This is a genomic window from Sphingomonas flavalba (assembly GCF_004796535.1).
Lineage (GTDB): Bacteria > Pseudomonadota > Alphaproteobacteria > Sphingomonadales > Sphingomonadaceae > Sphingomonas_L > Sphingomonas_L flavalba.
Genome location: NZ_SPHY01000005.1, coordinates 132,638 through 146,113 on the forward strand (window position 1 = coordinate 132,638; position 13,476 = coordinate 146,113).

Consider the following 13,476-nt stretch of genomic DNA (forward strand, 5'->3'; position numbering starts at 1 on the left):
AGTTAGCGCCAATTGTAATTTCAGGCATGACTGAAAGTAGTTCTTACCCTGCGGCTACGGGATAAGCCGCCGATCACTCCAAATCCGACGATCAACATTGCCCAAGTAGCAGGCTCTGGCACAGGAGTTTGTACAGGAGTTTGTGTGATATCCGTAATGGATATGGAATAATTTATTGGAATATTGGACGAATATCCATCTATATGAACGGATAGTCCAAGTCCAGTAATATAAAATAATGGCGACGCCGAGTACGATCGACCCGGCACTTTAACATCAGCAAAAAGCGAAACAGGATTTATGGAATTATATATCATGCCTCCCGGATAGAGGTTGTTACTAGTCACTTCATCCCACCGTAGCTCCGCATACAAATAATCTGCCGGTTCATCTAGGCTTACTTCCAAGGCGTAGTGCTTGGCGAATTCAACGGGTATGTAAATGGTGCCGCTACCGAGGACGGTGCCCACGAATCATGTTCGGCCGTCTCAAGGACTGGCGCCGCGTCGCCACGCGCTACGACCGGTGCCCGCAGGCCTTCTTCTCCGCCATCGCACTCGCAGCAACCGTCATCTTCTGGCTCTGATCAATGGGTCCTGACCCTAGCGCTCCTGTGCGAACTACCCAAAAATCTGGGTCGGATTTTTCGCAGCCATCTGAACAGAATCCGATAGAAACTCGCATTGTTGCGTCAGAATACGCCGAAGATCCGCCAATGTCCGATTTAGTCCCTCAATCGGATGGGAATCTAGGTGCACCAGAGTCCGTATCGTTGATGGAAGATTCCGCAACCAGAGACGGTTCGATGCCAAGTTCGAGAGGAAACAAAATATTTCAACCGGCGGCGGCACCGAATCTTATAAAAGCAATAGATAAAGCGGCTTTATCTGGACAGCCTGAACGATGGAGTGACGAAGGGTTTTCTGGATATGCGGTTCCGAGTCAAGAAAATGAAGCGAGCGGATGCCGGAACATAGTATTTACTCTGGATCAGAGGCCAAATTGGCAATCCGATCCACGGGAGGTGTGCCATCATGGCAAGTGAGATGTGATTATTATCTCCGGAACTACTTTATTATAAACATCATTATAAAATAGCAAATAATCCTATATATTCAATGTATTGAGCGCATTCGTAATGCGAGGGTCAGAGGTTCGAGTCCTCTAAGCGGCACCACCGGGTTTTCGACAGCGGTATCGACTGGCCAGCGACGGGGTGCGTCGCGGGTTTGCGGTTGGGTTGTCAGGGCAATATCACGGATGATCCCTGTAATGCTGCACTGCAACATGATAGACGCTCAGCGCGGCGCGGCGGGGGCGAGGAAGGCGGCGAGGTCGGGCGCCGCCGTGTCGAGCGCCGCCGCTTCCGCGCTGGCGACCGGATAGGCGCAATAATCGGCGGCGTACCAGGCGCTGGGGCGGTGGTTGCCCGACGCGCCGGTGCCGCCGAACGGCAGGTTCGACGCCGCGCCGTTGGTCGGCCGGTTGCGGTTGACCACCCCGGCGCGCGAACGGGCGAGGAAGCGCGTCCAGAGCGCGTCGTCGGTGGTGAGCAGCGCCGCCGACAGGCCGTAGGCGGTGCGGTTCGCCACAGCGATCGCTTCGTCGAAACCGGCGACCCGGACCAGTTGCAGCACCGGCCCGAAAATCTCCTCGTCGTCGCGCTTCGCGTCGGTCATGTCGACGATCGCCGGCGCGCGGAAGGCACGGCCGGGCAGGGCGGCGGGCGCCGACGTCAGCAGCCGGCCGCCCTGCGCGACCAGCCGGTCGACGGCGCGGTCCACCGCCGCGGCCGCTTCCGCCGAAACCAGCGACCCCATGAACGGCTGCGGTTCGGCGTCCCAGATGCCGATGCGCAGCCGGCCGGCGAGGGCGATGGCGGCGTCGACGATCGCCCGCCCGCCGGCGCCGTCCGGGACGATCAGCCGCCGCGCGCAGGAGCAGCGCTGCCCGGCGGTGAGGAAAGCCGACTGGGCGATGGTGGCGGCGGCGAAAGCCGGATCCCCGTCCCACGCGATCAGCGGGTTGTTGCCGCCCAGTTCGAGCGCCAGCATGAAGCCGGCGCGCGCGGCGAAATGCTGCTGGAAATGCAGGCCGGCCCGCGCCGAGCCGGTGAACAGCAGGCCGTCGACCGCGCAGTCGACCAGCGCGGCGCCGGTGTCGCGCTCGCCCTGCACCAGTTCCAGCACGCCGTGCGGCAGGCCGGCCTCCCGCCACAGCGCGACGAGCATCTCGCCGACCGCCGGAGTCTGTTCCGACGGCTTGAACACCACGCAGTTGCCGGCGAGCAGCGCGGGGATGATGTGGCCGCTCGGCAGGTGGGCGGGAAAGTTGAACGGCCCGAGCACGGCGAGCACGCCATGCGGGCGGTGACGCAGCACGCTTTCGCCGAACGCGGTGGCGGCGCGGCGTTCACCGGCGCGTTCCGCCTGGGCGGCGATCGACACCGCGACCTTGGCGGCGACGCCCTTCGCCTCCGTGCGGGTTTCCCACAGCGGCTTGCCGGTTTCGCGCGCGATCAGCGTGGCGAGCGCCTCCGCTTTGGCGGTGACGCATTCGGCGAAGCGGCGGACCAGCGCGATGCGCGCGTCGAGCGGCGTTTCCGCCCAGCCCGGCTGGGCGGCGCGGGCGCGGGCGACGGCGGCGGCGCAGGCCGCGGCGTCATCCGTCGCGCCCTCCCACACCAGGCTGTCGTCCACCGGGCTGGTCGATCTGAGACGGTCCCCCACGATTGCGCTCCATGGTCAATGCTGCCACATTTCTAACGGCCGCGATCCCGGCATATCCAACGAGATTGCGGCAACTTCTTATGAGGGTATGGAATGAGTGACCTGCGCCGCCGCCTGCTGCCGCCGATCGGCGTGCTGCAAAGCTTCGTGATCGCCGCGCGCCATGAAAGCGTGTCGGTGGCGGCGCGCGAGACCGGCCTGACGCAGAGCGCGGTCAGCCGCCAGATCGCGCAGCTGGAGGAGATCGTCGGCCAGCCGCTGTTCCGCCGGTCCGGCCGGCGGATCGTGCTGACCGACGCGGGCGCGACCTATGCCGCCGCCATCGGCCCGGCGATCGACGCGATCCGCCGCGCGACCGGCGAGGCGATGGCGAAAAGGCGCGAAGGGGAGTTCACCATCGCGACGCTGCCCAGTTTCGGCATGCGCTGGCTGGCGCCGCGCCTGCCGCAGCTGACCAGCGCCCACCCCGAAATGGTGGTCAATATCGCCGCGCGCATCGAGCCGTTCGAGCTGGCGGCGAGCGGGTTCGACGCGGCGATCCATTACGGCCGGCCCGACTGGCAGAACGCCGCGCACGACCTGCTGTTTCCCGAAGAATCGGTGCCGGTCTGTGCCCCCGCTTTCCTTGTCGCCCACCCGATAAGGCAGGCGGGCGACCTGATCGGCTGCCCGTTGCTCAGCCAGTCGCAGCGCCATTCGGCCTGGGCGGACTGGTTCGCGCTGAACGGGGTGACCGGATCGGTCAAGCTGTCCGGCCGCTACGACCATTTCATGATGCTGGCGCAGGCGGCGGTGTCCGGCGGCGGCGTGGCGATGATGCCGCGTTTCCTGATCGAGCAGGAACTGACCAGCGGCGCGCTGGTCATTCCGGTCGACCGGCCGTTGCAGAGCCGGCTGGCCTATTACCTGGTCTATCCGCACGACCGGCTGGGCTATCCGCTGTTCCGCCTGCTGCGCGACTGGATCGTCGCGGAGGCGACGCGGATGCGGCCGGACGGCGCGGCCGCCGGCAATTGAACCATGTCATGGCGACATGTATGAAATGAAGATGGCATTATCGGAGCCGGATATCGCGCCGGGGGCGCCGATTGCCGCACTGCCGGCGCCGGCGCTGCTGGTCGACCGGGCGAAGATGGACGCCAATGTCGCGCGGATGCGCGACAAGTTGGCCGGCGCCGGCATGGTTTTTCGCCCGCACGTCAAGACCGCCAAGGCGCCGGACGCGATCCGCTTGTTGTTCGACGGGGGCACCGGGCCGGTCACCGTGTCGACGCTGAAGGAAGCCCGGCTGTTCGCCGAGGCGGGGTTCGCCGACATCCTTTATGCGGTCGGCATCGTGCCGGCGCGGCTGGATGCGGTGCTGGCGCTGGCCGACAGCGGCGTGGCGATGCGGATCATCCTGGACGAACCGGAGACTGCCGCCGCCGTCGCCGCCCGGATACCGGCCGGGCAGGCCAATCTGCGGGTGCTGGCCGAGGTTGATTGCGACGGACACCGTTCCGGCGCCGACCCGGAGGGCGAGGCGCTGCTGCGGATCGGCGAGGTGCTTGCCGCGCGCGGCCTGTTCGCCGGGGTGATGACCCATGCCGGCGGCAGCTACCAATGCGTCGGGGCGGAGGCGATCGCCGGCCATGCGGAGCGGGAGCGCGCCGGCCTGGCGCGCGCCGGCGAGCGGCTGCGCGCGGCGGGGCTGCCCTGCCCGGTGCTGAGCATGGGGTCGACGCCGACCGCTCTGTTCGCCAGATCCCTCGCCGGGATGACCGAGCTGCGCGCCGGCGTCTACATGTTCCAGGACCTGGTGATGGCCGGGATCGGCGTATGCGCGCCGCAGGATATCGCGCTGTCGGTGCTGTGTTCGGTCATCGGCCATCGGCCGTCCGCCGGGCAGATCGTCGTCGACGCCGGCTGGATGGCGCTGTCGCGCGACCGGGGCACCGCCGCGCAGGCCGTCGACCAGGGTTATGGCCTGCTGTGCGGCGAGGACGGGGCGGTGCTGGACGATATGATCGTCGTCGGCGCCAATCAGGAGCACGGGCTGGTCGGGATGCGCGATGGATCGCCCGTCGACCCGGCGCGCTTCCCGATCGGCGCGCGGCTGCGGGTGCTGCCCAACCACGCCTGCGCGACCGGGGCGCAGCACGACCGCTATGTCGTGCTTGACCACGCCGGATGCGTTGCCGCGGTCTGGCCGCGCTTTTCGGGCTGGTAGGCCGGTGCGCGTGATCCTCTGCCCCGGCGCGACGCCGCCGCACGGCCACTACGCCCATGCGACGGTGCACGACGGCACCGTCTATGTATCCGGCATATTGGGCAATGGCGCCGGGGTGGCGGGCGTTCCGCCGCCGATCGAGGCGCAGGCGGCCTATTGCCTCGACCAGATCGCGCTGATCCTGGCCGAGGCCGGATCGGCGCTGGACCATGTGCTGAAATTGTCCGTCCATGTCGCCGACCTTGGCGACTGGCCGCGGATCGACGCGCTGTGCGGCCAGCGCTTCGGCGCTCATCGGCCGGCGCGGATCGTGGTGCCGTGCGCCGATGGCCTGCGGCTGGGGTCGCGGGTGGAGATGGACGCGATCGCAGCTTGCGTCACCGATGCGGGATAGGCGGCCGGCGGCGGTGCGATGACACCGATCTGGTCCTAAGTTATTGGTTTGAAAATCCAAACTGGATCGTTGTCAGCGAGGCCGGGTGTCGGCGCCCCGCCCGCGTGAGCGGCGGGCGGGGGCCGTGCCGGATCAGGCCGCCTGCTTCGCCCAGCGTTCGCCGGCCAGGTCGAGCGTCGCGGCGAAGCGGGCGACCGCCTCGTCCGCTTCCGCTTCGCTGAGGTTCAGCGGCGGCAGCAGGCGGACGCAATTATCGCCGCCGCCGGCGACCAGCAGCAGCTTCTCGCGCGCCATTGCCATGAATTCGCGGTTATTGCCGGTCAGCTTGACGCCGATCAGCATGCCCTTGCCGCGCACGTCGACGACCAGTTGCGGGTAGCGCCGGCCCAGATCCTCCAGCCCGGCGCGCAGCCGCGCGGCGACCGCCAGCGTCTTGTCGAGGAAGCCGGGCGCGGCGATCAGGTCGAACGCCTCGTTCGCCACCGCCATCGCCAGCGGGTTGCCCCCGAAGGTGGAGCCGTGGGCGCTGACCCCCATGCCGCTTGCCGCTTCCTCGCTTGCCGCGCAGGCGCCGACCGGGAAGCCGCCGCCGAGCGCCTTGGCGATCGCCATGATGTCCGGCGCGGCATCGTCGAACGACTGGTGGGCGAACAGCTTGCCGGTGCGGCCCATGCCCGACTGCACCTCGTCATAGATCAGCAGCGCGCCGGCTTCCGTGCAGGCGCGGCGGACGGTTTGCAGCCATTCGCCGGACAGCGCCCGCGCGCCGCCCTCGCCCTGCACCGGCTCGACGATGACGGCGGCGGTGGTCGGCGCCGCGATCGCCGCGCGCAGGGCCGGCATGTCGTCGACGCCGCACTGGACATAGCCGGGCAGGCGCGGGCCGAAGCCGTCCAGATAGGTGGCGTTGCCCGACGCGTTGACCGCCGCATAGGTGCGCCCGTGGAAGGAACCGGAAAAGCCGATGATGTCGATCCGTTCCGGATGGCCTTTCGCCGCGTGATATTTGCGCGCCATCTTCAGCGCGCATTCGATCGCCTCCGCTCCGCTGTTGGCGAAGAACACGGTGTCGGCGAAGGTCGCGGCGGTGATCTTCTCGGCCAGCGCCTCCTGCCCGGGAATGCGGAAGATGTTGGAGATGTGCCACAACTTGCCGGCCTGCTCCGTCAGCGCGGCGACCAGGCGGGGGTGGGCGTGGCCGAGCGCGTCGGTGGCGATGCCGGCGACGCAATCGAGGAAGCGGCGGCCGTCGTCGGCGAAGATCCACGAGCCCTCGCCATGGGTGAAGACGGGTTCGGCGCGGTTATAGACGGGCAGCAGCGGCGAGATGGTCATCAGCGGTCATCCTTGGTCCGGGTTGGCAATGGGAAAAGGCAGCGGGGTGCGCGCGGGGCGGCGCGGCGGGCGGCTGGCAGGGCGGTGCCGGCCGATGCCGCCGATCCACGCCTGCCGTTCGCCACCGCCATTGATGCCCCTTTCGTCCAGCAGGCCGGGGATGGGCCGGCCGGGGCGGCAAAGCCATCAATGGTTCGGCAGCTATTCTTTCCGTTTTGGAATATGCGCCGGTGCGCTACGCGGAAGGGCTGGTCCATCCGCCGGACCCGGCGCCGCCGAGCCATTCGGACAGGGCGTGGGCGGCGCGGAGCGCCGACGGTTGATCGGTCAACGCGAAGCTGTTGGCGAACATCGCGCGCTGGACCGGGGCGTAGCGGGCGTGATCGGCCTGCGCCTGGCGCAGCGCCCGGTCGAGCGCGGGGATGTCGGCGACGACCGGGCCGGCGCGCATATGGTCGAAATCCGGGTTGCCGCGCCACGCCGTGCGGTGGGCGTCGACGAAGACGCACGGGCGCGGCTTCCACAGGAATTCGTAGACCTGGCTGCTGGCGTCGCCGAGATAGATGTCGGCGGCGCGCATATGGGTCATGTCGACCGACGCGCGGCTGCCGAGATCGATCAGCATGTTGTCGGCGCGGTAATGATCGGCGGCGACGCGGCCGACGCGCGCGACGGCCAGCCGGTCGATCGACACCGCCAGCCGCTTGCGGAACAGCATCACATGCGGCGCGAAGATCAGGTTGAAATCGGTGCTGCGTCGGAAATAGGCGAGGATGGCCTGCCCCATCCGGTACCAGGAGGACAGGTGCGGCGACGGGTGCGGGTTGTAGACGACCGTCGGCCGGCCGTTGCCGAACGGGTCCGGCGGCGGCGGCCGATCGGCGAGCAGGTCGAACTTGGGGTAGCCGACGATCGCGTAGCCGCCGGGGCGGACAAGGCCGGCGGCGAGCAGCCGGTCGCGGATCTTCGGCCCGGAGACGAGGACGAAATCGAAGCCGCCGCTGGCCTTGTCGAAGCCGATCGCCCGGTCCCCGGCGCCGTGGCGAGTGTGGACGATGCGCAGATTGGGCAGGCCGAAGCGCGTCTTGAGCAGCAGCGAGGTCTTTTCCGGCACGACCAGCGCGGCCAGGCCGGCGAAACGGTCGACATTGTCACGCAGCAGCGCAATCCGGGCGAACGGCGCGTTGTCCCCCGCCAGCCGGGCGGCAAGGCGGGCGGCGCGCGAGCGGACGGACAGTTCGGTGACGGTGCAGCGGTGCGGCGTCGCCCCGGCAAGGCGGCGGACTTCGTCCGCGACGGCGCCGCCGGCGTGGAAGATGTGGACGGCGATATCCGGTCGCAGCCGCGACAGGGCGAGGGCGATCGGCAGGCTGTGGGCGACCTGGTGCGGGGCTTCGTGATTGAACAGGAACCCGACTTGCGTCGGCCCGGTCATCGCCAGTCCAGGATCCGCCAGCCGCGTTCCGAGGCGGCCTGGCGCAGCTTTGCGCCTGGGTTGACCGCGACCGCCTCGTCGCACCAGGCGAGCGCGGGCAGGTCGGACGCGTCGTCGGTGTAGAAGCGTACGTGCAGGGCGGCGCGGCTGGCGGCGAGCGGGGCGAGGAAGTGAGCGAGGCGGCGCGCCTTGGCCGGTCCGTGGCAATTCTCCCCGTCGATCGCCGGGGTCAGGTGGCCGTCCCGCCACCGCGACTGGGTTGCGACCAGATCGGCGATGCCGAGATGACGAGCGATCGCGGCGGCATAGAAATGCGGAGCGGCGGTGGCGAGCACTAGCCGCCGGCCGGCGGCGCGTTCGGCGGCGAGCAGGGCGAGGCCCTGTTCGTAGAGACCGCCGCGGGCGAGGCGGCGGGCGAAACCGTCCGCAAGCGCGGCGACCGTTTGTTCCGGCAGCCGCCGGCCGAGGGTGACGGCGTGCATCGCCTCCTTCATCCGCCGCCGCGGCAGCAGGCGGAGCAGGTAGAGCAGTGCGACCGGCGCGAGCAGTGGCACCAGCAGCAGCCGCCACGGCGCCAGGACCAACGCCGAGCGGATCAGGAACAGGCTGTAGGTCGGCCGCCGGGTCAGGGTACGGTCGAGGTCGAAGACGGACACGGCGCAGAGCGGAGGGCAGGCGCCCGGCGGCGGCGCGGGCCTGTGCGGCGGTTCGGCAATGACCAGCATGGCGACACCTTCAACCGGTGGGGAGATGCTGGTGCAGCGGCAAGCTCAGTGGCGGATGGAGGCTTTCTGTATTTTTGCCCATCTTCGGCCCCGAGGCTGCGAAGATGGACGAATTCAAATGTTGGAGCGGCTGGCCGCTCCGCCGAACGGGCGATAACAGGCGTAATGCATATCTTGCTGATCGAGGATGACGCGCGCGTCGCCGAGCATGTCCGCAAGGGCTTGAGCGAGGCGGGGCACATCGTCGATCACCGGGCCGACGGGCGCGAGGGCCTGTTGAGCGCCGCCGCCGAACGCTATGACGTGCTGGTCGTCGACCGGATGCTGCCCAATGTCGACGGCCTCGCCATCATCCGCACGATTCGCGCGAGCGGCGATCATGTGCCGGTGCTGATCCTGAGCGCGCTCGCGGATGTCGACGAGCGGGTGAAAGGGCTGCGCGCCGGCGGCGACGATTACCTGACCAAACCCTTCGCCCTCGCCGAGCTGCTGGCGCGGGTGGAGATATTGGGGCGGCGCGGGCGGACCGCCGCCGAGCCGAGCCGGATCGCCGTCGCCGACCTGGAGATCGATCTGCTCGGCCATCATGTCCGGCGCGGCGGCCAGCGTATCGACCTGACCAACCGCGAGTTCCGCATCCTTGAATATCTGGCGCGCAACACCGGGCGAGTCGTCACCCGATCGATGCTGCTGGAGAATGTCTGGGATTATCATTTCGACCCGCAGACCAACATCATCGATCAGCATGTCAGCAAGCTGCGGCAGAAGATCGACCGGGATTTCGCCGCGCCGCTGCTCCATACGGTGCGCGGCACCGGCTATGTCCTGCGCGGGGAGCCGTGATGCCGGCGGGCGCGCCCCGGCTGTGGCGGAGCCTGACCTTCCGGCTTGCCCTGCTCTATATCGGGCTGTTCGCGGTGTCGGTCGGCCTGCTGTTCGGCGTGCTGTACTGGCTGATCATCGCCCGGCCGATGCAGGACATGGCCGGCCGGGTGTCCGCCGAGGCGGCGGCACTGGTCGCGACCGATGCGCGCGACGGTCGGCCGGCGCTGCTCGCCGCGCTCGACCGGCGGCTGCGCGACCATGGCGACGTCAAGCCGTTCCACGCGCTTGTCGCGGCGGACGGGCGGGTGGTGAGCGCCAACCTGCCGAGCTGGCCGGCCGTGCCCTTCGCCGGCTCGCGGCGGCTGGAGGCGGACCTCTACAGCGACGGCGACGAGGACGATCATGAGGCGCTGATGGTCGACCGCCGGCTGGGCGATGGCGCCCGCTTGCTCGTCGGCCGCGACATCGAGATGCTCGACGACCGCGAGGAGCTGTTCGCCGGCGGCGCGGCGTGGGTGGTGGCGATCGCCGCGCTGCTTGCCGTGTTCGGCAGCATCGCGATGAGCGCGGTCGTCGCGCGGCGGATCGACGCCGTCGGCCGGACGGCGCGGCGGGTGATGGCCGGCAATCTGGGCGAGCGTATCCCGGTGCGCGGCACCGGCGACGATTTCGACGACCTTGCCGAGACGCTGAACCGCATGCTCGACCGGATCGAGGATTCGATGGAATCGAACCGGCGGATATCCGACAGCATCGCCCACGAGCTGCGCACGCCGCTCGCCCGGCTGCACGCCGACCTGGACGACCTTGCCGCGTCGGAGCCGGGGCCTGCCGAGCGCAGCCGGCTGATCGGCCAGGCGGTGGAGGAGGCGCGGCGGCTGCAGGCGGTGTTCGACGCGCTGCTGCGGATCGCGCGGATCGAGACCGGGCTGCACGACACCGGCGTCCGGCGGATCGACCTGAGCACGCTGCTGCGCGATGCGGCGGAGTTTTACGGGCCGGAAGCGGAGGCCCGCGACCAGCGGCTGACCGCCGCCATCCCCGACGGCCTGGCGATCGAGGGCGACCCGGACCTGCTGTTCCAGGCGGTGTCGAACCTGCTCGACAATGCGATCAAATATGCGCCGGTCGGTGGGCAGGTAACGCTGGAGACGCGGCGCGACGGCGCCCGGATCGCCGTGACCATCACCGACGACGGCCCCGGCATCGCCCCGGAGCACCGTGCGCGGGTGACCGAGCGCTTCTACCGCGCGCCCGGCACGGTGCCCGCCCCCGGCATCGGCCTGGGGCTGAGCCTGGTCGCGGCGGTGGCGCGGTTGCACCGGGCCGAACTGGTCATCCACGACGGCGGCCGGGGGCGGATATCGCTGATCCTGCCGGTTGCGCGCGGCGCCTGAGATGCGCGGCCGGCTGTGGGTGCTCGCCAAAGGCTATGCACCGGACGAGGGCGGCATGCAGACCTATGCCCGGCAGGTGGCCGAGACCTATGCCGCGTCCGGCTGGCAGGTGACGGTGTTCACCCAGAGCAGCGCCGGGCCGCGCGACGTGGCGGTCGGCGGCGCGCGGATCGTCGATATCGGCGCCGGGCGCGGGGTGAGGGTGCCGTGGCGGCTGCTGCGGGCGATGCGGCGCGCGCTGGCGGTGGAGGGCGCGCCTGACGCCGTGCATGCGACGACCTGGCGCACGGCGGTGCTGCCGATGCTGCTCGGCCTGCCCTATGTCGCGACGGTCCATGGCCGCGAGATCATGTACGCGCGGGGGCCGGTGCGGCGCCTGATGCGGCGGGTGCTGGGCGGCGCCGAGCGGGTGGTGGCGGTGAGCGCCCATACCCGCGCCCGGCTGATCGAGCGGGTGCCGATGGCGGCGGAGCGCAGCGTCGTCGTCTGGAACGGGGTCAGCGCCGGCATCCGCCCTGGCCCGGCCGCCGACGGACAGCCGCCGCTGGTGCTGAGCCTGTGCCGGATCGAGCCGCGCAAGAACCTGTCCGCCGCGGTCGCCGCGGCCGCCGCCTGCGCCGCGCGCGGCCACCGCTTTCGATACGTCATATGCGGGCGGGGGCCGGAACTGGCCGCGCTGCGGGCACAGGTCGCTGCGCTTGGCCTGGACGACCGGGTGGTGCTGCGCGGCTTCGTTCCTGCCGCCGAGGCCGCCGCGCTCTATGCCGAGGCGGAGATTTTCCTGCATCCGCAGATCGCCATCGACGATGGCCGCGACTTCGAAGGGTTCGGCATCGCCGTCGCCGACGCAATGGCGGCGCGGACCGCCTGCGTCGTCGGCCGGGCGGGCGGCACCGGCGAATTGATCAGCGACGGCGTCGACGGGCTGGTCGTCGACGGCGCGGCGCCCGACAGCGTCACGGCCGCGCTCGACCGGCTGCTCGCCGACCCGGCCGGCCGACAGCGGATGGCCGAAGCGGCGGCGCGCCATGCCGTCGAACGGTTCGACTGGCATCGCCATTGCCGGATTGCGCTGGGCCTGGCGCAGCCGTGACCTACGCGCCACCAGCGCCGCCGCGCGGCGGGTCGATCGGCGGGTTCCTGCGCAATACGCTATGGCTGCTCGCCGGGCGCGGGACCGGCGCGGTGCTTGGCCTCGTCTATCTCGGCCTGGCGACGCGCGGGCTTGGCCCGGAAGGGTTCGGGCGGTTCGTGCTGATCCTCGGCATGGGGCAGGCGGTGGCGGCGCTGGTCGGCTTCCAGACCTGGCAGATCGTCGTCCGCTACGGCGCCCTGCATCTGAAGGCGGGCGAGGATGCCGCCTTCGCCCGGCTGGTCGCCTGCAGCCTTGGCCTGGACTGGGCGGGGGCGATCGCCGGCTGCCTGATCGCGGCGGGCGCGGTCTGGCTGGTCGGCCCGTATCTCGGCTGGGACGCGGCGGACAGCCGGGCGGCACTGGCCTTCGCGATCGTGCTGCTGCTGTCCGTGCGTTCGACCGCGATCGGGGTGCTGCGCGCGCACGACCGCTATGCGTTGGGCGCCGCCGCCGACGCGGTGACCCCGCTGGTCCGCATGGCCGGGGCGGTGGTGGTGGTGCTGGCCGGCGCGACAGTCGGCGGGTTCCTGCTGGTCTGGGCGCTGTCCGAGGCGGTGACCGCGCTGGTTTACTGGCTGATCGCGCGGCGCGTCGGCCGGGCCGCGCTGCGCCTGCCACGAAAAGGCGATGCGCGGTGGGCGATGCGGGAGAATCCGGGGCTGTGGCGCTTCGCCGCCGGCGTCAATGCCGGGGCAGTGCTGGCCGGGGTCAGCCGCCAACTGGTCGTGCTGCTGATCGGCATGTTCGTCGGGCCGGTGGCGGCCGGCGGCTATCGGCTGGCCAACCAGATCGGGCAGGCGCTGGCGCGCGCCGCCGACCTGCTGAGCCGCGCGCTGTTCGGCGAACTGGCGCGCGCCCATGCCGGCTATGCCGGCACCGCGCTGCCCGACCTGTTCCGCCACGCGACCCTGGTCGCCGCCGGGCTGGCGGGCACCATCGTCCTGCTGCTGGTGACCGTTGGCCGCCCGGCGCTGGGCCTGATCGCCGGCGCCGACTATCTTTGGGCCTATCCGCTGCTGCTGATGCTCGGCATCGCCGCCGCGCTCGATGTCGCCGGGGTCAGTTTCGAGCCGGCGCTGCTGGCGACCGGCCGCGTCGGCCGGGCGCTGACGCTGCGCTGCCTGACCGCCACGCTGCTGTTCGCCGCGCTGGCCGGGCTGCTTCCCGCCTGGGGCGTAACCGGCGCGGCGCTGGCGACACTGCTGGCGTCGGCCGCCGGCCTGCTGCTGTTCGGCGCCTCTGCCCGAGCGGCGGTGCGCCGACAGGCGTGAGGTGAATCCGTTCGCCGGTCT

Annotated in this window: 12 protein-coding genes and 1 pseudogene; 8 read left to right on the plus strand and 5 right to left on the minus strand. The window is 69.9% G+C overall.

Translation table 11 applies throughout. The annotated features are described in order from the left end of the window. Nucleotides 1–20 precede the first annotated feature (20 nt). Entirely contained in the window at nt 21–470 is a 450-nt protein-coding gene (locus E4A53_RS07110) for a PEPxxWA-CTERM sorting domain-containing protein (RefSeq protein ID WP_239018172.1), read from the minus strand. Between the two features lie 2 nt (nt 471–472). Here E4A53_RS07110 and E4A53_RS07115 point away from each other — a divergent pair. After that, nucleotides 473–586: pseudogene (locus E4A53_RS07115) on the plus strand (IS5/IS1182 family transposase); the annotation flags it as partial. A 712-nt stretch (nt 587–1,298) separates the two neighbouring features. On the opposite strand, the gene astD reads toward E4A53_RS07115, so the two are convergent. Further along, nucleotides 1,299–2,729 (minus strand): succinylglutamate-semialdehyde dehydrogenase, encoded by a 1,431-nt coding sequence (gene astD, locus E4A53_RS07120; protein WP_136162394.1) that lies wholly within the window; start codon nt 2,727–2,729, stop codon nt 1,299–1,301. Nucleotides 2,730–2,822: 93 nt separating this feature from the next. On the opposite strand from astD, the gene E4A53_RS07125 reads away from it, so the two are divergent. Genes E4A53_RS07125 through E4A53_RS07135 form a run of 3 tightly spaced genes read left to right on the plus strand, consistent with a single transcriptional unit; the run spans nt 2,823 to nt 5,332 of the window. Further along, on the plus strand, nt 2,823–3,746 hold the full coding sequence (locus E4A53_RS07125) for a LysR substrate-binding domain-containing protein (RefSeq protein WP_136162395.1): 924 nt from the start codon (nt 2,823–2,825) through the stop codon (nt 3,744–3,746). A gap of 31 nt (nt 3,747–3,777) precedes the next feature. Beyond that, the gene (locus E4A53_RS07130) at nt 3,778–4,938 is read left to right on the plus strand and encodes an alanine racemase (protein ID WP_136162396.1); all 1,161 of its coding nucleotides are present in this window, start codon (nt 3,778–3,780) and stop codon (nt 4,936–4,938) included. Between the two features lie 10 nt (nt 4,939–4,948). Beyond that, nucleotides 4,949–5,332: a RidA family protein gene (locus tag E4A53_RS07135; RefSeq protein ID WP_206366262.1), complete on the plus strand. Its 384-nt coding sequence runs from the start codon at nt 4,949–4,951 to the stop codon at nt 5,330–5,332. Between the two features lie 132 nt (nt 5,333–5,464). Here the strand turns inward: E4A53_RS07135 and E4A53_RS07140 are convergent, their stop codons facing one another. From E4A53_RS07140 to E4A53_RS07150, 3 genes are all read right to left on the minus strand, one after another. Further along, nucleotides 5,465–6,667, minus strand: coding sequence for an aspartate aminotransferase family protein (locus E4A53_RS07140; RefSeq protein ID WP_136162398.1), 1,203 nt, complete (start codon nt 6,665–6,667; stop codon nt 5,465–5,467). A 235-nt stretch (nt 6,668–6,902) separates the two neighbouring features. Then, on the minus strand, nt 6,903–8,102 hold the full coding sequence (locus E4A53_RS07145) for a hypothetical protein (RefSeq protein ID WP_136162399.1): 1,200 nt from the start codon (nt 8,100–8,102) through the stop codon (nt 6,903–6,905). Beyond that, entirely contained in the window at nt 8,099–8,827 is a 729-nt protein-coding gene (locus tag E4A53_RS07150; RefSeq protein WP_136162400.1) for an HAD family hydrolase, read from the minus strand. The genes E4A53_RS07145 and E4A53_RS07150 overlap by 4 nt, the downstream gene beginning before the upstream one ends. A gap of 165 nt (nt 8,828–8,992) precedes the next feature. Here E4A53_RS07150 and E4A53_RS07155 point away from each other — a divergent pair, with 165 nt between their 5' ends. Genes E4A53_RS07155 through E4A53_RS07170 form a run of 4 tightly spaced genes read left to right on the plus strand, consistent with a single transcriptional unit; the run spans nt 8,993 to nt 13,455 of the window. Continuing rightward, the gene (locus E4A53_RS07155) at nt 8,993–9,670 is read left to right on the plus strand and encodes a response regulator transcription factor (RefSeq protein ID WP_136162401.1); all 678 of its coding nucleotides are present in this window, start codon (nt 8,993–8,995) and stop codon (nt 9,668–9,670) included. Next, nucleotides 9,670–11,049, plus strand: a complete 1,380-nt coding sequence (locus tag E4A53_RS07160; protein WP_136162402.1) for a sensor histidine kinase — start codon at nt 9,670–9,672, stop codon at nt 11,047–11,049. Before E4A53_RS07155 ends, E4A53_RS07160 begins: the two co-directional genes overlap by 1 nt. Before the next feature lies 1 nt (nt 11,050). After that, nucleotides 11,051–12,142, plus strand: coding sequence for a glycosyltransferase family 4 protein (locus tag E4A53_RS07165; RefSeq protein ID WP_136162403.1), 1,092 nt, complete (start codon nt 11,051–11,053; stop codon nt 12,140–12,142). Next, entirely contained in the window at nt 12,139–13,455 is a 1,317-nt protein-coding gene (locus tag E4A53_RS07170) for a lipopolysaccharide biosynthesis protein (RefSeq protein ID WP_206366263.1), read from the plus strand. The genes E4A53_RS07165 and E4A53_RS07170 overlap by 4 nt, the downstream gene beginning before the upstream one ends. Nucleotides 13,456–13,476: the final 21 nt, after the last annotated feature.